This is a genomic window from Pseudomonas sp. 2VD (assembly GCF_005503585.1).
Taxonomy (GTDB): domain Bacteria; phylum Pseudomonadota; class Gammaproteobacteria; order Pseudomonadales; family Pseudomonadaceae; genus Pseudomonas; species Pseudomonas aeruginosa.
Genome location: NZ_SCND01000124.1, coordinates 1 through 15,058, shown reverse-complemented (window position 1 = coordinate 15,058; position 15,058 = coordinate 1). Strand labels below are relative to the sequence as shown.

15 protein-coding genes and 1 pseudogene are annotated in these 15,058 nt (G+C 67.8%); 3 read left to right on the top strand and 13 right to left on the bottom strand.

Going from position 1 to position 15,058, the window contains the following annotated elements; genetic code table 11:
* The first annotated feature begins 2 nt into the window (after positions 1 to 2).
* Positions 3 to 974 carry a tetratricopeptide repeat protein gene (locus FFS27_RS15445; RefSeq protein WP_137952086.1) on the top strand — a complete coding sequence of 324 codons (972 nt, stop codon included), beginning with the start codon at positions 3 to 5 and terminating at the stop codon, positions 972 to 974.
* 112 nt (positions 975 to 1,086) lie between these two features.
* On the opposite strand, the gene FFS27_RS15440 is transcribed toward FFS27_RS15445, so the two are convergent.
* The 7 genes from FFS27_RS15440 to FFS27_RS15410 form a co-directional block, all read right to left on the bottom strand.
* Positions 1,087 to 1,518 carry a hypothetical protein gene (locus FFS27_RS15440; protein WP_003084454.1) on the bottom strand — a complete coding sequence of 144 codons (432 nt, stop codon included), beginning with the start codon at positions 1,516 to 1,518 and terminating at the stop codon, positions 1,087 to 1,089.
* 151 nt (positions 1,519 to 1,669) lie between these two features.
* Positions 1,670 to 3,403 carry a gamma-glutamyltransferase gene (gene ggt / locus FFS27_RS15435; protein ID WP_003128924.1) on the bottom strand — a complete coding sequence of 578 codons (1,734 nt, stop codon included), beginning with the start codon at positions 3,401 to 3,403 and terminating at the stop codon, positions 1,670 to 1,672.
* Between the two features lie 127 nt (positions 3,404 to 3,530).
* On the bottom strand, positions 3,531 to 3,782 hold the full coding sequence (locus tag FFS27_RS15430; RefSeq protein ID WP_003084462.1) for a YfhL family 4Fe-4S dicluster ferredoxin: 252 nt from the start codon (positions 3,780 to 3,782) through the stop codon (positions 3,531 to 3,533).
* Positions 3,783 to 3,902: 120 nt separating this feature from the next.
* Positions 3,903 to 4,382 (bottom strand): pantetheine-phosphate adenylyltransferase, encoded by a 480-nt coding sequence (gene coaD / locus FFS27_RS15425; RefSeq protein WP_003084466.1) that lies wholly within the window; start codon positions 4,380 to 4,382, stop codon positions 3,903 to 3,905.
* A 148-nt stretch (positions 4,383 to 4,530) separates the two neighbouring features.
* On the bottom strand, positions 4,531 to 6,126 hold the full coding sequence (locus tag FFS27_RS15420) for a GMC family oxidoreductase (protein ID WP_003128925.1): 1,596 nt from the start codon (positions 6,124 to 6,126) through the stop codon (positions 4,531 to 4,533).
* 55 nt (positions 6,127 to 6,181) lie between these two features.
* Positions 6,182 to 6,730 carry a hypothetical protein gene (locus tag FFS27_RS15415; RefSeq protein WP_003084486.1) on the bottom strand — a complete coding sequence of 183 codons (549 nt, stop codon included), beginning with the start codon at positions 6,728 to 6,730 and terminating at the stop codon, positions 6,182 to 6,184.
* Positions 6,731 to 6,784: 54 nt separating this feature from the next.
* Entirely contained in the window at positions 6,785 to 8,215 is a 1,431-nt protein-coding gene (locus FFS27_RS15410) for a coniferyl aldehyde dehydrogenase (protein WP_003084487.1), read from the bottom strand.
* Positions 8,216 to 8,502: 287 nt separating this feature from the next.
* Here FFS27_RS15410 and FFS27_RS15405 point away from each other — a divergent pair, with 287 nt between their 5' ends.
* On the top strand, positions 8,503 to 9,150 hold the full coding sequence (locus FFS27_RS15405) for a TetR/AcrR family transcriptional regulator (RefSeq protein WP_003084488.1): 648 nt from the start codon (positions 8,503 to 8,505) through the stop codon (positions 9,148 to 9,150).
* Here the strand turns inward: FFS27_RS15405 and FFS27_RS15400 are convergent.
* The 6 genes from FFS27_RS15400 to FFS27_RS15375 all read right to left on the bottom strand — a co-directional run bounded on the left by FFS27_RS15400 (position 9,135) and on the right by FFS27_RS15375 (position 14,685).
* The gene (locus tag FFS27_RS15400) at positions 9,135 to 9,545 is read right to left on the bottom strand and encodes a GNAT family N-acetyltransferase (protein ID WP_003084489.1); all 411 of its coding nucleotides are present in this window, start codon (positions 9,543 to 9,545) and stop codon (positions 9,135 to 9,137) included. The two genes, FFS27_RS15405 and FFS27_RS15400, sit on opposite strands and share 16 nt — an antisense overlap.
* Positions 9,546 to 9,607: 62 nt before the next feature.
* Complete coding sequence (locus FFS27_RS15395; protein ID WP_003084490.1) at positions 9,608 to 10,606, bottom strand: hydrolase; 999 nt, start codon at positions 10,604 to 10,606, stop codon at positions 9,608 to 9,610.
* A gap of 36 nt (positions 10,607 to 10,642) precedes the next feature.
* Positions 10,643 to 11,209 (bottom strand): hypothetical protein, encoded by a 567-nt coding sequence (locus tag FFS27_RS15390; protein WP_003084491.1) that lies wholly within the window; start codon positions 11,207 to 11,209, stop codon positions 10,643 to 10,645.
* A 2-nt stretch (positions 11,210 to 11,211) separates the two neighbouring features.
* Positions 11,212 to 11,808 (bottom strand): 16S rRNA (guanine(966)-N(2))-methyltransferase RsmD, encoded by a 597-nt coding sequence (gene rsmD / locus FFS27_RS15385; protein WP_003102864.1) that lies wholly within the window; start codon positions 11,806 to 11,808, stop codon positions 11,212 to 11,214.
* The gene (locus tag FFS27_RS15380) at positions 11,808 to 13,295 is read right to left on the bottom strand and encodes a M16 family metallopeptidase (protein WP_023100747.1); all 1,488 of its coding nucleotides are present in this window, start codon (positions 13,293 to 13,295) and stop codon (positions 11,808 to 11,810) included. Before FFS27_RS15380 ends, rsmD begins: the two co-directional genes overlap by 1 nt.
* Positions 13,288 to 14,685: a M16 family metallopeptidase gene (locus FFS27_RS15375; RefSeq protein WP_003084498.1), complete on the bottom strand. Its 1,398-nt coding sequence runs from the start codon at positions 14,683 to 14,685 to the stop codon at positions 13,288 to 13,290. Before FFS27_RS15375 ends, FFS27_RS15380 begins: the two co-directional genes overlap by 8 nt.
* A 120-nt stretch (positions 14,686 to 14,805) precedes the next feature.
* On the opposite strand from FFS27_RS15375, the pseudogene FFS27_RS15370 reads away from it, so the two are divergent.
* Positions 14,806 to 15,058 (top strand): annotated as a pseudogene (locus FFS27_RS15370) (signal recognition particle-docking protein FtsY); the annotation flags it as partial.

Sequence of the window (15,058 nt, the reverse complement as noted above, 5' to 3'; positions counted from 1 at the left end):
GGGTGTTCCTGTCCGTCCTTGCTCTTGCCGTACCCTCGTTCGCCTGGGCGGAGGACGCGGTGTCCGACCTCGCCAAGGAGCAGTCCAAGGCCGAGCAGGGCGACAAGCGCGGCGATGAACTGTTCGCCGAATTCACCCGCCTCCGCCAGGCCGCCGAGACGGGGGAGCCGCAGGCGCTGTTCGATTTCGGCGCCTACTTCTACCAGCAACAGAACTACGCCAGCGCGCGCGAATGGTGGGGCAAGGCGGCCGCTGCGGGGATGGTCCGCGCGCAGATCCAACTGGCCATGCTCTATCGCGATGGTGACGGCGGGCCACAGGACAAGACCGAGGCGGCACGCTGGTTCCGGAAGGCCGCGGAGCAGGGGGATGCCGCCGCCCAGAATGAAATGGGCGTTCTCTACTGGAGAGGCGAAGGGGTCGACCAGGACCGGGTGAAGGCCGGGACCTGGTTCGAACGTGCGGCGGCCAGCGGTAGCGAAGACGCCGAAACCAATCTGGGATGGTTCTACCTGGACGACTCGCAAGGCGTCTATTCCGCCACTTCAGACGAGGAAGCCGCCCTGCTGGACCGTTATGCCGGCAGCCGGGAAAAGGCCTTCCAGTGGTTCTGCAAGGCTGCGACCCAGGGAGATACCCGTGCCCAGTTCAAGGTGGGCGAGGCCTACTGGAACGGTTCCGGTGCCGGGATGAACAAGCTGCAAGCACGGCTCTGGCTGGAAAAGGCCGCACAGCAGCAGGATGCGGATGCCATCGCCTGGCTGGAGAGCGCCGCGAACGCAGCCTGGTACACCCGCCTGGAAAACTGGATTCACGCTGCGCTGGATGGAGAGCTGTCCGGCGTCGCCGACTGCTCCGGTGTCGCCGATCGCCGGCACTCCGGCCGAGGCATGGAGGGCGCCTCGTCTGAACCGGAGGCGGTGGAAGCCAGTGCGGAGGATGCGCAACAGGCGGCTGAAGCGGCGAGCCAGTGAGGCCCGCCGCCTGGATTGCCAGCCGGACTCGTCGGCGAGACGTCTACGCGTGGGCCGGGGCGCCCTGTCGGTCGAGGAGGACCCGGCCGGTCATCGATCGGCTTTTTCTTGTTCAGGGGGTGTAGCGGTATTTCGTTTCCACGTCCTGGCGCTTCCGCGCCAGCGTGGCGCCGTCCAATGCGCCGTTGTCGGCCAGCCGTTGCAGTTCGTCGAAGTCGCGCTGGCGCAGCTTCTCCAGGTGCACCCGGGTCGCGGTGTAGTTGATGCGCTGGGATGCGTCGTAGCCGCTCACCGGGTCCCAGAGGATCGACAGCGGCCAGAACAGCAGGTTGACCACCCCGAGTCCGTAGGAACGGCCGTAGAAGGAGCCGCCGCCAGGGAGCAGGCCGAGGGCCGCGCCGGTGCCGGGGGATTTCTCGATGACCGCCAGGTTGCGGGCTTCGTAATACTCAAGTTCGGCCGTCTGCTGCGAGTTGAGGCCGCTGGCGCAACCGCTGGCGAGGGCGAGGGTGGAGGCGATCAGGAGGGGACGAAACAGCGACATCGGGTTTCCTTGCTTTTGATTATCCAGTATCCGTGTGAGCCGCCTGCGCGGCGGCGCGCAAGCTAGCATGGATGGATGTCAAAAGGCCATCATCGATCGCTGGTATCCGCGTTTTTGAGCGCTGTCTCTCGTTTCGCCGCTCTCCTGGGGTTCAGTGCGCCTGGGGCTGTGCCTGCATCTCCGGGGAAAACGCCGAATAACCGATCCCGCGCGGGTCGCTGGCGGCGTCGACGCGGCCGCTGCGCTTGTCCCAGTAGAGCACCTGCTGGTTGCCGTAGCTGCGCTCCAGGCGTTTGAGCTGATAGCCGCGCCGGCGCAGTTCGGCGGCCTCGGCATCGCTGAAGGCGCGCGGTTCGTACTCGACGACGTCCGGCTTGTACTGGTGGTGGTAGCGCGGCGCGGCGACCCATTGGCCGACCGGGCGGCCGTCGAAGTACTGCAGCATGGAGATCAGCACCATGCTCGGGATGCGGCTGCCGCCAGGGGTGCCGAAGGCGGCGAAGTCGGTCGGGCTTTCCAGGAAGCTCGGGCTCATGCTCGACAGCGGGCGCTTGCCGGCCGCCACCGCGTTCGCCTGGCTGCCGGCCAGGCCGTAGCTGTTGGCGCCCTGGGTGTCGGCGGCGAAATCGTCCATCTCGTTGTTCAGCACCACGCCGGTACCGGGAACGGTGAAGGCGGCGCCGAACGGCAGGTTCACCGAGAGGGTGGCGGCCACCGCGTTGCCCTGGGCATCGATCACCGCGAAGTGGGTGGTGTGGTCGCCTTCGCGCCAGGCCGGCGCCTCCGGCAGCGCCGAGCTGGGCGTGGCGCGGCGCGGGTCGATGCTGGCGGCAAGGCGCTTCAGGTAGTCCGGCGCCAGTAGGCTGGGTAGCGGGTTGGCGACGAAGTCGGGGTCGCCGAGCAGGCCTCGATCGCGGTAGGCACGGCGCAGGACCTCCAGCACGTAATGGGCGCGCTGTACCGGCTCGGCCTTCTGCCACGGCAGCTGTTCCAGCATCTGCAGGCTCTGTGCCAGGGCCACGCCGCCGGCCGAGGGCGGCGGTGCGCTGATCAGTTCGCGGCCGTTGGCCAGCTTCACCTCCAGCGGGCGGCGTTCGATCACCCGGTAGTCGCGCAGGTCGGCCGCGCTCCAGATGCCGCCGCCGGCGCGGACCCCGGTGAGCAGCTTGTCCGCTGTCTCGCCTTCGTAGAAACCGATCCGCCCGTAGCGCCCGAGGCGTTCCAGGGTACGTGCCAACTGCGGTTGGCGGAGCAGGTTCCATTCGTCGGGGATTCCGCCCTTGTCGAGGAAGATCCGCGCGGTTTCCGGGTCCTTGCGCATCGCTTCCAGGCGCATGGCGGCGCGGTCACGGTAGATCCGGTCGACGGATACGCCATCCACCGCCAGGCGGATCGCCGGCACCAGGTTGTCGGCCAGGGGCTTGCGTCCGTAGCGGCCGCTCAATTCGACCAGCGCCGCCGGCAGGCCGGGGATCGCCGCCGCCAGCGGGCCGTCGACGGACAGCCTGGGGTCGACCTTGCCGTTGCGCCGGTACATGTCGGCGTAGGCGGCCTTCGGCGCGCGCTCGCGGGCGTCGAGGAAGCGATAGGTCGGCTGCGCGCCGGCCTGGCGCAGAAGGAAGAATCCACCGCCGCCGAGTCCCGAGCCGTAAGGCTCGGCTACCGCCAGGGCAGCGGCGATGGCCGCCGCGGCGTCGAAGGCGTTGCCGCCATTGGCCAGGGTTTCCAGGCCGGCGACGGTCGCGGCCGGATGTGGCGTGGCGACGGCGGCCTGCTGCGGTGCGTGGGCGTCGCCGCGAAAGCTGTCGGCATGCGCCGCGAGGCTGAGCAGGGACAGGCCGCAGGCGGCGACCAGGGTACGGACGGGCAGGTTCAGGAAGGACATGGCGGCTCACTGTTCAGCGGCGTTCGCGGGACGGGACCGCGAACGCCTCAGACTGGATTGCCAAGGATAGCCAAAAGCGCGTCGGACGGGGCGCGAACCGTCCCTGAAGGACAGGCGCCGGCGGGGATCAGGCCTTGCCGGTGATCTTCCGGTATTTCTCCATCAACTGGTCCTTGCTCTCGACATTGGCGTCGTCGAGGGGAATGCAGTCCACCGGACAGACCTGCTGGCACTGCGGCTCGTCGTAGTGGCCGACGCACTCGGTGCAGAGATTGGGATCGATCACATAGATTTCTTCGCCTTGCGAGATCGCGCCGTTCGGGCATTCGGGTTCGCAGACGTCGCAATTGATGCAATCGTCAGTGATTTTCAGGGACATCTAACAACTCCAACCGCGACGGACAGCCACGGCATCGGTAACGGGAATAGCGGAATTGTGCCGCATCGGCGCCCGCAGTGCACGCGGGGCGCCGACGGGAGGCCGGCGGAGAGATGCGGATCAGCGCTTGAAACGTTCCGCCAGGGCGTCTGCCACGGCCGGATGCACGAACTTGCTGATATCCCCGCCGAGAGCGGCGATTTCCCGGACCAGCGTCGAGGAAATGAAGGAATACTTCTCCGACGGGGTGAGGAACATGCTTTCCACGTCGGGGGCGAGCTGGCGGTTCATGTTGGCCAGCTGGAACTCGTACTCGAAGTCGGAAACCGCGCGCAGGCCGCGGAGGAAGACATTCGCCTTCTGCTCCTTGACGAAGTGCGCCAGCAGGGTGGAGAAGCCCACCACCTCGACGTTCGGCAGGTGCTTGGTGACCTCCTGGGCCAGCGCCACCCGCTGTTCCAGGCTGAACAGGGGGTTCTTCTTGGGGCTGGCGGCGACCGCGATGATCACATGGTCGAAAAGCCGTGAAGCACGTTCGATCAGATCGCCGTGACCCTTGGTGATGGGATCGAAGGTGCCTGGGTACAGCACTCGGTTCATCGCTACGTCCTGGCAGGGTTTCGTAAGGGAATCGGATGGTAGCGCAGGGATGCCCGTGCGGCCAAGACGCACGGGCCATCGGCCTTTAGCCCATAGGTCTGATGGCGCCGGGCCGGCTGCCGCGGCGCGCGGCCGGCCCGGCGGCGGTTCAGGCCCTGGCCAGGCGTTCGGCCAGCGCGCTGGCCAGTTGCGCGGTAAGACCGTAGACCGAGAGCTGCGGGTTGGCGCCGATGCTGGTAGGGAACAGCGAGCCGTCGTGGATCGACAGGTTTCGCAGGTGGTGATGGCGGCCGAGGCTGTCGGCCACCGCCACGGCCGGGTCTTCGCCCATGGCGCAGCCGCCCATGACGTGGGCGCTGCCCAGGCGCGTGCGGTAGATCTCCAGGCGCAGGCCGTCGATGATCCCGCGCGCCTCCTGCAGGTTCTTCGCGCTACGCGCGTCGCTGTGCACCGGCCGCACTTCCCGGGCGCCGGCGGCGAACTGGATCTCCGCCATGGTATGGAAGGCACGGCGGATACCGTCCCAGGTGTAGTCGGTCATCCGGTAGTCGAGCACCGGGGTGTCGTCGCCGCGCAGGCCGACCGAGCCCTCCGCGCTGTCCGGGTGGAAGCCGTCGCGAAGCAGGGCGAGCATCATGTTGGTATGCGGTAGCTGTTCCATGCGCAGGGCGTTGTCGCTGCCGAAGCCGCCGAGCAGCACCGAGGCCAGCGACGGTTGCAGCGGCGGCACCTCCAGTTTGTAGGACATGCGTCCGGTGACACCGTCGTCCCATTGGAAATGGTCGGAGTAGATCGACTGCGGTGCGCCGTAGAAGGGGTTGATCACCCGGTCGAACAGCCCCGCGCTGAAATTCACCGTGTGCAGGAAGGTGCGCTTGCCGACCCGCTGGCTCGGATCAGGCGCCTTCGAGCGGAGAAGAATCGCCGGGGTGTTGATGCCGCCGCCGGACAGCACGTAGTGCCTGGCCCGGACCCTGATCCGGCGGCCGTTGGGCGCCACGCAGCGCTCATCCATGCCCAGGCATTCGAGGCCCGTCACCTTGTCGCCATCCAGCAGCAGGCGGTTGGCGCGCGCCAGGTAGAGCAGCTCGCCGCCCTTGTCGAGGGTCGCCGGGATGGTGGTGACCAGCATCGACTGCTTGGCGTTGACCGGGCAGCCCATGCCGCAGTAGCCGAGGTTCCAGCAGCCGAGGACGTTGCGCGGGATGACCTTCCAGTGATAGCCGAGCTTCTCGCAGCCCAGGCGGATCACGTCGTTGTTGGCATTCGGCGGCAGCGCCCAGGGCGCCACGTGCAGGCGCTGCTCCATTTTCTCGAACCAGGGCGCCATGTCCTCCGCGCTGTGGCCCTTGACCCCGTAGACCTGGGCCCAGTGCTGCAGGGTCGGTTCCGGGGTGCGGAAGCTGCTGGTCCAGTTGATCAGGGTGGTGCCGCCCACGGCGCGACCCTGGAGGATGGTGATGGCGCCGTCCTTGCTCATCCGGCCGATGCCTTCCTGGTACAGCTCGGGGTAGGCGTCGGCCTCCTGCATCTTGAAATCGCTGCTGGTCTTCAGCGGGCCTTCTTCCACCAGCAGCACCTTCAGGCCGGCGGCGCTGAGGATTTCCGCGGTGGTGCCGCCGCCGGCGCCGGTGCCGACCACGACCACGTCGGCCTCCAGCTCCAGGTCGGCGTCCAGGCGCGAGCCGTTGTAGGTTTTCCAGCCGCGGGCGAGGCCCTCGGCGAACAGATCGGGTACAGGCATGAATGCACTCTCAGGCTAGGCGGCTTCGGGCTCTTCGTATTGTTCCGGGGGCGGCTCAAGCGATCTTCGGCGGTCCGGGATAGCCACAATGGGCCCACGCCTCGGGGCGGGCGTACCAGGCCATCATCGCCAGTTGCATCAGCGAACTGTGGCCCATCCGCAACAGGCCGATGAAGCTGTTTTCCCAGCGCGAAAGGAATGCCCGCACGTCGTCGCCGCTGGCGTTCTCCCAACTGCCCCAGATACCGGTCAGCGGGCCACGGGTGAGCGGCAGGGCGAGCACGTCGAAGAGTTGCTGGGTGAGCTTGAACATCTCCGGGGAGAGCCGCGCCAGGTTGTGGTCGAGGCTCTGGATCGCGCCCTCCACGGCTTTCGGCATCTGCTCGGCGGAAACCGCGCCGAGCAGCATCACCGGCAGCAGCGCACGGAGGAACGGCAGGTCGGATTCGCGGACCTTTTCCAGGCCGCTCGCCGGTTTCTCCGCCGAACAGCCGGTGAGGCTGGCGGTGACGCCCGCGGTGGCGAGGAAGGCGCCGCCGATCAGGCCGACTTTCATCAGGCTGCGTCGGGACAGGCCGGCGCTTTCGAGAGTGGTGTCGCTCATTGTTGTTATGTCACCTGCAGCGTAGGAATGAGGGGGCGCCGCACGCGCCCCGGTTCAGCGCACGAACAGCTTGTAGACGAGCTTCTGGATCGACTTGCCGTAGGGCGGGTAGATCATTCGCGCGGCGTTGAAGCGCGGCTTGCTGAACACGCCCTTGGCCTTGCTGAAGGTGAGGAAGCCTTCGTGGCCATGGTAGTGGCCCATGCCGGAGGGACCGACGCCACCGAACGGGATGTCGTCCTGGGCGACATGCAGCAGGGTGTCGTTCAGACACACACCGCCTGAGTGGGTCTCGTGCAGCACGCGCTGCTGTTGCGCCTTGTCGTAGCCGAAGTAGTACAGGGCCAGCGGTCGCGGGCGCTGGTTGACATAGGCCAGGGCGTCTTCCAGGCGCTCGTAGGGGATCACCGGCAGCAGCGGGCCGAAGATTTCCTCCTGCATCACTTTCATGTCGTCGCTGACGTTCAGCAGCAGCGTCTGCGGCAGGCGCCGTTGCTGGCCTTCGGCGAACAGCGGGACGAGGGTCGCGCCCTTCTCGCGGGCGTCGTCGAGATAGCCCCGGAGGCGGCCGAGCTGGCGCTCGTTGATGATCGCGGTGTAGTCGGGGTTGTCCGAAAGACGCGGGAAGAAGCCCTGGACCACCTCCTTGTACTGACTGACGAATTCCTCGACGCGCCGGCTCGGTACCAGCACGTAGTCGGGCGCGACGCAGGTCTGCCCGGCGTTGAGGCTCTTGCCGAAGGCGATCCGCTCGGCGGCGTCCTTCATCGGCACGCTGTCGGAGACGATCGCCGGCGACTTGCCGCCCAGCTCCAGGGTGACCGGGGTCAGGTTCTCGGCGGCGGCGCGCATCACGTGCTTGCCGACGCTGGTGGCGCCGGTGAACAGCAGGTGGTCGAACGGCAGCTTGGAAAAGGCCACGCCGACGTCTACCTCGCCTAGCACCACGGCGACCTGGTCCTCGGGGAAGATCCGCGCCAGCAGGTCCTTGAGCAGGCGCCCGGTGGCCGGGGTCGACTCGCTCATCTTGATCATCACCCGGTTGCCGGCGGCGAGGGCCCCGGTCAGCGGGCCGATGGAGAGGAACAGCGGATAGTTCCAAGGCACGATCACCCCGACCACGCCCAGCGGCTGGTACACCACCTGGGCCGAGGCCGGCTGGAATTGCAGGCCGACCGCGCGGCGCGCAGGCTTCATCCATTTCTTCACGCGCTTGGCGGCGTAGTGGATGCCGTGCAGGCTGGGCATGATCTCGGCGAGCAGGGTCTCGTCGGCGGAGCGCGCGCTGAAGTCCTGGTCGATGGCCTCGATCAGTGCCTGCTGTTCCTTGAACAGCAGGTCGCGCAGGGCCTTCAGCCACTGCACGCGCTGCGTGGCGTCGGGCATCGGCTGCGCCAGGTAGGCGGCGCGCTGGCGGGCGAAGAGGGCTTCGAGCTGGTTGATTTCCTGCTGGCTCTGCTGCAGGTAGGCGATATCGGCGACCATGGGCTGGCTCCTCGGCGAAGCGTGGGCGGCTGCGTGGCCGCGCGTCTGTCGTTATGGCGGACCTGCTCGGTCCGATGAATTTCGCTACGTCGCTGGATTTCTAGAGTAAATACTCTAAAGTGTCAAACAGCATGCCTGCCAGCCCGGCGCTTGCGTACCCAACGAAAGGCGGGCCGGTCGCCGGCCGCCGCCCCGGGGGCTGACCCGGGCGGCCGGCTTTGTGTACCTTCTACGCTGTCACGGCGGGGCGCGCCCCGCACTGTTACCCGAACGAGCCCGTCGTCCCCATGGCACCACGCATCAAGACCCGCGATCGCATCGCCCAGGCCAGCCTGGAACTGTTCAACGCCCAGGGCGAGCGCAGCGTCACCACCAACCATATCGCCACCCACCTGGGTATATCGCCTGGGAACCTCTACTACCACTACCCGAACAAGCAGGCGATCATCGCCGAGCTGTTCGCCGAGTACGAAAGCCACGTCGAGAGTTTCCTGCGCCTGCCCGAAGGGCGGGGTCTGACGGTGGACGACAAGACCTTCTACCTGGAAGCGCTACTGGCCGCGATGTGGCGCTACCGCTTCCTCCACCGCGACCTCGAGCACCTGCTGGAAAGCGACCCGGAGCTGGCGGCGCGCTACCGCGCCTTCGCCCAGCGTTGCCTGGTCAACGCCAAGGCGATCTACCGGGGCTTCACCGAGGCCGGCATCCTGCGGATGAACGAGACCCAGCTGGAGGCCCTGACCCTCAACGCCTGGATCATCCTCACCTCCTGGGTGCGCTTCCTCTGCACCACCCTCGATCTCGACGGCGACCTCAGCGAGGCGCAACTGCGTCGCGGCATCTACCAGGTGCTGGCGCTGGAGAGCGGGCACATCGAGGCGCAGGCCCAGGATGCGGTGGACGGGATTTCCGAGCGGCTCTACGTGCCGCTCTGATCGCGCAGGGTTTTCTCCAGCACCTGCTGGATGTGGATGCCGTGGCGGCGGAAGAAGGCTTCGGTACCGAGGGTGGCGTCGGTGAACAGGTAGGCGCCGCGGTGATCCTCGGCGAAGCGCCGCAGCAGGGCTGCGCCGACGCCGCTGCGCTGTGCGCCGGGCAGCACGGCGATTTCCGCCAGCCAGACGCGAATCGGTGTTTCTTCCTCGGCGCGCAGCAGGCCGACCAGGCGGCCGTCGCGTTCGGCCAGCAGGGAATAGCCGGAATGCTGGTACAGCGTGCGTAGCTCGGCAGGCGGCATGCGCCGGTCCCAGCCGACTGCCGCGTGGATCGCCAGGATCGCCTCGCAGTCGGCGTCGTCGAGCATCGGGTTGTGCCGCAGCGTCAGTTCCATTCGCCCCCCTTTTTCCTTCAGCCTGTTCCTATTCTGCCGCCCGTCGCCGGACGCCGGCCAGCTCAGTGCTGCCGCAGGCGGGCCTCCAGCCAGTCGGGGATGCGTCGTTCCAGGTAGTAGGTGGGCTGGCGCGGAGAGCCGTCGACGAAGCCGACGTGACCGCCGCGGGCGTGCAGTTCCAGCTCGGTGCAGGGTGCCAGTTCGCTGCGATCGGGCAGGCTGCGGGCGAACACGAAGGGGTCGTCGCTGGAATGGATGATCAGGCTCGGCGTGCGGATGTCCGGCAGGTAGTAGCGGCTGGACGCGCGCCGATAGTAATCCCTGGCGTCGGCGAAGCCGTGCAGCGGCGCGGTGACCCGGCCGTCGAAGTCCCAGAAGGTGCGCATGCCCTCCAGCGGACCGAGGCGTTGCAGGGCGGCCAGGCCTTCCGCCTGGCCCTGCTCGCCGAACAGCCGCTGCTTGTCCTGCACGTAGGCCAGCATGGCCTTCATGAAGTGCGCCTGGTAGACCCGGGAAAAGCCCAGGCCGATGCGGTCGGCGCACTCGTCCAGGCGGAACGGCACCGACACCGCGACGCCGCCGAGCAGCGGGCAGTCCCCAGCGGTTTCGCCCAGGTACTTGAGCAGCACGTTGCCGCCCAGCGAATAGCCGACCGCGTACAGCGGCGCTTGCGGGCGCCTGGCGCGCAGGTGCGCGACCACCTCGGCGAGGTCGTCGCTGACCCCGGAATGGTAGCCGCGCGGCAGGCGGTTCGGCTCCCCCGAGCAACCGCGCCAGTTCAGCGCCACGCTGGCCCAGCCGCGCTCCAGCAGGGCGCGCTGCAGACCGAGGATGTAGTGCGACGAGGATGACCCGGTGAGGCCGTGCAGTGCCAGCACCAGCGGGGTTTCGGCATCGTGCGGGCCGGCCCAGTCGAGGTCGATGAAGTCGCCATCGGCCAGCCACAGGCGTTCGCGCTGCCGTTCCAGGGTCGGCCCGCGGCGGAAGAACGGGCTCCACAGGGTCTGCAGGTGCGGATTGGGCAGCCACCAGGCGGGCTGGAAGGTCGGGGACGCGGTCATGCGCAGGTCATGGGCGGTGGTGGTGTGGTCACCAGCTTACCAGCCGAACTCGTCGGCGAGGTCCTCCGCCCGCTGGCGCGAACCGAGGATCGGTTGCAGTTCGTCGACGAGCTGCTGCCGATAGCGGGGCGCGACGCTGCAGTCGTCCAGCAGGATGTCCTCGCCGGCGCCGCTCCAGACCTCGCCGAAGCAGGCCAGGCTGGCCGCCATCTGCCACAGGTCGTCGAAGCACGGGGCCGGGTCCCAGCCCCTGCCGCCATGCAGGTCGAAGAGTATGCGCCCGCTGCCGGTCTCGAGGATGAACGGGTCGGCGCCCTGGTCGGCCACCACCAGCCAGTCGTCCTGCCAGCCCGACAGGCGCTCGCCGCTGATGCCGTGCCAGCGATAGCCGGCCTGGCGCTGCCAGAGGCGGGCCAGGGACGGCAGGAAAAATGGGTTGCCGGCACTCTCCAGGGTGCAGTCGAGCGGGCCGACCTCGCGGTAGAAACGCTCCAGCTCGGCGGGCAGGGCGATATCGCCCTGCCAGTCGGCGGCGGGTTGCGCCGCGCAAGGCTCGCCAAGCGCCAGCAGGCGTTGGCGAATGCTCGCGGACGCCGGGCTCATCCTCAGGCTCCCCGCTGCCAGAGCGCGTAATGTACGTTGCCGGCTTTCTTTTCCCGGTGCAGCCGCCAGTTTCCGGGCAGGCCGAGGGACGAGGGGACGCTCTCGCTCTCGGTATAGATCCAGGCGTCGGGGTTCAGCCAGCCGCGGGTTTCGAGCAGGCGGCAGGCGTCCTGCAGCAGGTTCTGATGGAACGGCGGGTCGAGGAACACCAGGTCGAAGGCGCTCGGAGCCTGGTTTCCCAGGTAGCGCACGGCATCGCCGAGGACCAGTTGGGCGGTGCCGCACTTGAGCGCGTCGAGGTGGTTGCGCAGGGCCGCCACCGCTTCGCCGTTGGTATCCAGGGCCAGCCCTTCGCGGGCGCCGCGCGACAACGCCTCGAGGAACAGCGCGCCGCTGCCGGCGAAGGGATCGAGCACCCGTGCGCCTTCGACATAGGGTGCCAGCCAGTTGAACAGGGTCTCGCGGACCCGGTCCGGGGTCGGTCGCAGGCCGGGCCCGTCGGGAAAGACGAAACGCCGGCTGCGCCATTCGCCACCGATGATCCGCAGCTGTCCCTGGCCGCCGTGGCGGCCGGGGGCTTTCGCAGTAGGTTTGCTCATCAATGCTCCGGAACGCCGCTGGGTTGCTGGGCCGGCTTGGCGGTGGGTGGCGGCAGGGGTTTCTGCGGCACGCTCGGGCCGGCGCTGACGATGACGAAGGCGTCGGCGTCCAGGTGCTTGGCCATGGCGGTCCTGACCTGTTCGACGCTGAGTCCCTCGACCTGCTTGAGGAAGCTTTCCAGGTAGTCCAGCGGCAGGCCGTAGAAACCGATGGCGCCGAGCTGGCCGACGATGTCGGCGTTGCTCGCGGTGGACAGCGGGAAGCTGCCGGCCAGTTCGCGCTTGGCGTCGTCCAGCTCCTTCTGGGTCGGGCCGTTGGCCAGGTAGTCGCGGACGATGTCCTGGACCAGCTTCAGCGCACCTTCGCTGAGTTCGGCGCGGGTCTGGAAGTTGATCATGAACGGACCGCGTGCCTGCATGGCGGTGAAGCCGGAATAGATGCCGTAGGTCAGGCCGCGCCTTTCTCGCACTTGGTCCATCAGGCGGGTGCCGAAGCCGCCGCCGCCGAGGATCTGGTTGCCCAGGTAGAGCGCCGCGTAGTCGGGATCCTGGCGGTCGATGCCAAGCTGGGCGAGCATCAGGTGGGTCTGCTCGGAGGGGAAGTCGATGTGCGTCAGGCCGGGCTTGGGCGTTTCCGGCTGGGCGGTCTTGGCCAGCGCCGGGCCCTGGGGCAGCGCCTTGGAGACTTCTGCGGCGATCGCTTCGGCCTCCTGCCGCGAGAGGTCGCCGACCAGCGCGATGACCACGTTGCCGGCGGCGTAGGCTTTCTTGTGGAACGCCTGCAATTGTTCGCGGCTGATCGGTGGAATGGACTTTTCGTCGCCGTCGCTGGAGTGCGCGTAGGGATGCTCGCCATAGAGGCGCTTGAACAGCTCCAGCCCGGCCAGCTTGCCGGGGTTCTGCTTCTGGTACTCGAAACCGGCCAGGACCTGGTTCTTGATGCGTGCCAGGGCGTCCTCGGGGAAGGTCGGCTGGCCGATCACCTGTTCGAACAGCTTCAGCGCCTGGGTCCGCTTGTCGGCGTCGGACAGGCTGCGCAGGCCGGCCACCGCCATGTCGCGGTAGGAACCGTTGCTGAACGAGGCGCCGAGGTCCTCGAAGCCGGCGGCGATGGCAGTGGTGTCCTTGCCCGGCACGCCTTCGTTGAGCATGGCGTTGGTCAGCATCGACAGGCCGGGGGTGCCGGCGTCCTGGCTGCTGCCGGCGGCGAAGGTCAGGCGCAGGTCGAACATCGGCAGTTCATGGGCCTCGACGAACAGCACCTTGGCGCCTTCGGCGGTCTTCCATTCCTGGATGTCCAGCTTGCGATGGACCGGCGCCTGCTTGGCGACGTCCTTCAGCGACTGCAACTGGTTTTCCTCGACCGCCGCGGCATGGGCCGCCGCCGGGGTCTGGGTGGGACGCGCGACGAAATAGGCCAGCGCGGCCAGCAACGCAATGACGATCAGGCCGAGCAGGCCATAACGCAGCCCTGTGCGCTCACTCATGACGGGCCTCCTTTTCCTCGGCCTTCACAGGCAGCACTTGCGCCAGGGTCAGGCGCGACGGGGTGAAATAGGTGCGGGCGGCTTTCTGGATATCGTCCGGAGTCACTGCCTTGAGGGCCTCCAGGTCCTGGTCGATCAGCTTCCAGGACAGGCCGACGCTTTCCAGCTGGCCGATGCTGCTGGCCTGGGCGGCGATGGAGTCCTTCTCGTAGACCATCCCGGCGATCATCTGCGCGCGCACGCGCTCGATCTCCGCGGCGCTGGGCGGGTTCTGCTTGAGGTCGTCGAGCTGCTTCCACAGACCGGCCTCGACCTGCTCGAGGGTCTTGCCCTTCTGCACGTTCGGCGTGGCCGAGAGGACGAACAGGCTGTCGCCGCGGTTGAACGCGTCATAGTAGGTGGAGGCGCCGGCGACCAGCTCCTCGCCGCGCTCCAGGCGCGAGGCCAGGCGGGCGCTGTAGCCGCCATCGAGCAGCGCGCCGATCAGGCGCAGGGCGTTGACTTCGCGAGGGTTCTCGCTGCTGCCCAGGCTGGGCACATTGAAGCCCATGATCAGGTTCGGCAGCTGGGTGCGTACGTACAGCTTGAGCCGGCGCTCGCCGGGCTCGGCCAGTTCCAGCGGCTTGCGCGCCGGCGGCAGCTGGCGCCAGGGGATCTCGCCGAAGTAGCGCTTGGCGAGGGTCTTGACCTCGTCGGCGGTGACGTCGCCGACCACTACCAGGGTGGCGTTGTTCGGCGCGTACCAGGATTCGTACCAGTGGCGCAGGTCGTCGATGGTCATGCGCTGCAGGTCGGCCATCCAGCCGATGGTCGGGGTGTGGTAGCCGCTGGCCGGGTAGGCGGCGGCCTTGAAGCGCTCGAAGGCGAGGGCGTTGGGATTGTCGTCGGTGCGCAGGCGGCGCTCCTCCTTGATCACCTCGATCTCGCTCTTGAACTGGTCGGCCGGCAGGCTCAGGTGGGCCATGCGGTCGGCTTCCATCTCCAGCGCCACCGGCAGGCGGTCGCGGGCCAGGACCTGGTAATAGGCGGTGTAGTCGTCGGTGGTGAAGGCGTTCTCTTCCGCACCCAGGTCGCGCAGCACCCGCGAGGCTTCGCCCGGGCCGAGCTTGCGGCTGCCCTTGAACATCATGTGTTCGAGGGCGTGGGACAGGCCGGTGAGCCCGGGTGTCTCGTAGCTGGAGCCGATCCTGTACCAGAGCTGGGAAACCACCACCGGGGCGCGGTGGTCTTCACGCACTATGACCTTCAGGCCGTTGTCGAGGCTGAACTCGTGGGTGGGCTGGGTTTCCGCCGCCTGGGCGAAAAGCGGTAGACAAAGGCTGGCTAGGAGCAGGCCGACGCGGCGGCGAGCTGGGGTTTTCATGGTGATCTGGACCTTTCGTGCCGCCACCGGGGTCTCAGGTCACTGCGGGGCAGGACCCTTAGCCCCGTCGGGCGAGGAGATGCTAGGATACCCATCCGTTTTCCGGGCGGCCACGTCCCGTGCCGCTCCCTTGAGATACAAGCATTCATGTTTGGTTCCAACGACGACAAGAAGGCCCCGCAGGGCGGGGAAAAGAAAGGTCTGTTCGGCTGGTGGCGGAAAAAGCCGCAAGCCGGCGAGCAGCCTGCCGATCAGCCTGTCGAGCCGGTCTCCGAGACAGCGGCCGCCGAGCAGCGCGCGCCCGCCGATGACGTGGCGCAATCCCTGACAGAACAGCCAGGTCGGCAGCAGCCCTCCGCTGCCGAGCCGGCCGAGCCGCCGGCGCCGGTTGCCGAAGCGC

Bases quoted from the DNA above. Each gene is read 5' to 3' on its own strand.
- FFS27_RS15415 (WP_003084486.1), bottom strand. From the start codon at position 6,730: ATGAGCGACACCACTCTCGAAAGCGCCGGCCTGTCCCGACGCAGCCTG.
- FFS27_RS15380 (WP_023100747.1), bottom strand. From the start codon at position 13,295: ATGAGTGAGCGCACAGGGCTGCGTTATGGCCTGCTCGGCCTGATCGTC.
- FFS27_RS15400 (WP_003084489.1), bottom strand. From the start codon at position 9,545: ATGGAACTGACGCTGCGGCACAACCCGATGCTCGACGACGCCGACTGC.
- FFS27_RS15430 (WP_003084462.1), bottom strand. From the start codon at position 3,782: ATGTCCCTGAAAATCACTGACGATTGCATCAATTGCGACGTCTGCGAA.
- ggt (WP_003128924.1), bottom strand. From the start codon at position 3,403: ATGTCCTTCCTGAACCTGCCCGTCCGTACCCTGGTCGCCGCCTGCGGC.
- FFS27_RS15440 (WP_003084454.1), bottom strand. From the start codon at position 1,518: ATGTCGCTGTTTCGTCCCCTCCTGATCGCCTCCACCCTCGCCCTCGCC.
- FFS27_RS15420 (WP_003128925.1), bottom strand. From the start codon at position 6,126: ATGCCTGTACCCGATCTGTTCGCCGAGGGCCTCGCCCGCGGCTGGAAA.
- FFS27_RS15405 (WP_003084488.1), top strand. From the start codon at position 8,503: ATGGCACCACGCATCAAGACCCGCGATCGCATCGCCCAGGCCAGCCTG.
- FFS27_RS15410 (WP_003084487.1), bottom strand. From the start codon at position 8,215: ATGGTCGCCGATATCGCCTACCTGCAGCAGAGCCAGCAGGAAATCAAC.
- coaD (WP_003084466.1), bottom strand. From the start codon at position 4,382: ATGAACCGAGTGCTGTACCCAGGCACCTTCGATCCCATCACCAAGGGT.
- FFS27_RS15395 (WP_003084490.1), bottom strand. From the start codon at position 10,606: ATGACCGCGTCCCCGACCTTCCAGCCCGCCTGGTGGCTGCCCAATCCG.
- FFS27_RS15390 (WP_003084491.1), bottom strand. From the start codon at position 11,209: ATGAGCCCGGCGTCCGCGAGCATTCGCCAACGCCTGCTGGCGCTTGGC.
- rsmD (WP_003102864.1), bottom strand. From the start codon at position 11,808: ATGAGCAAACCTACTGCGAAAGCCCCCGGCCGCCACGGCGGCCAGGGA.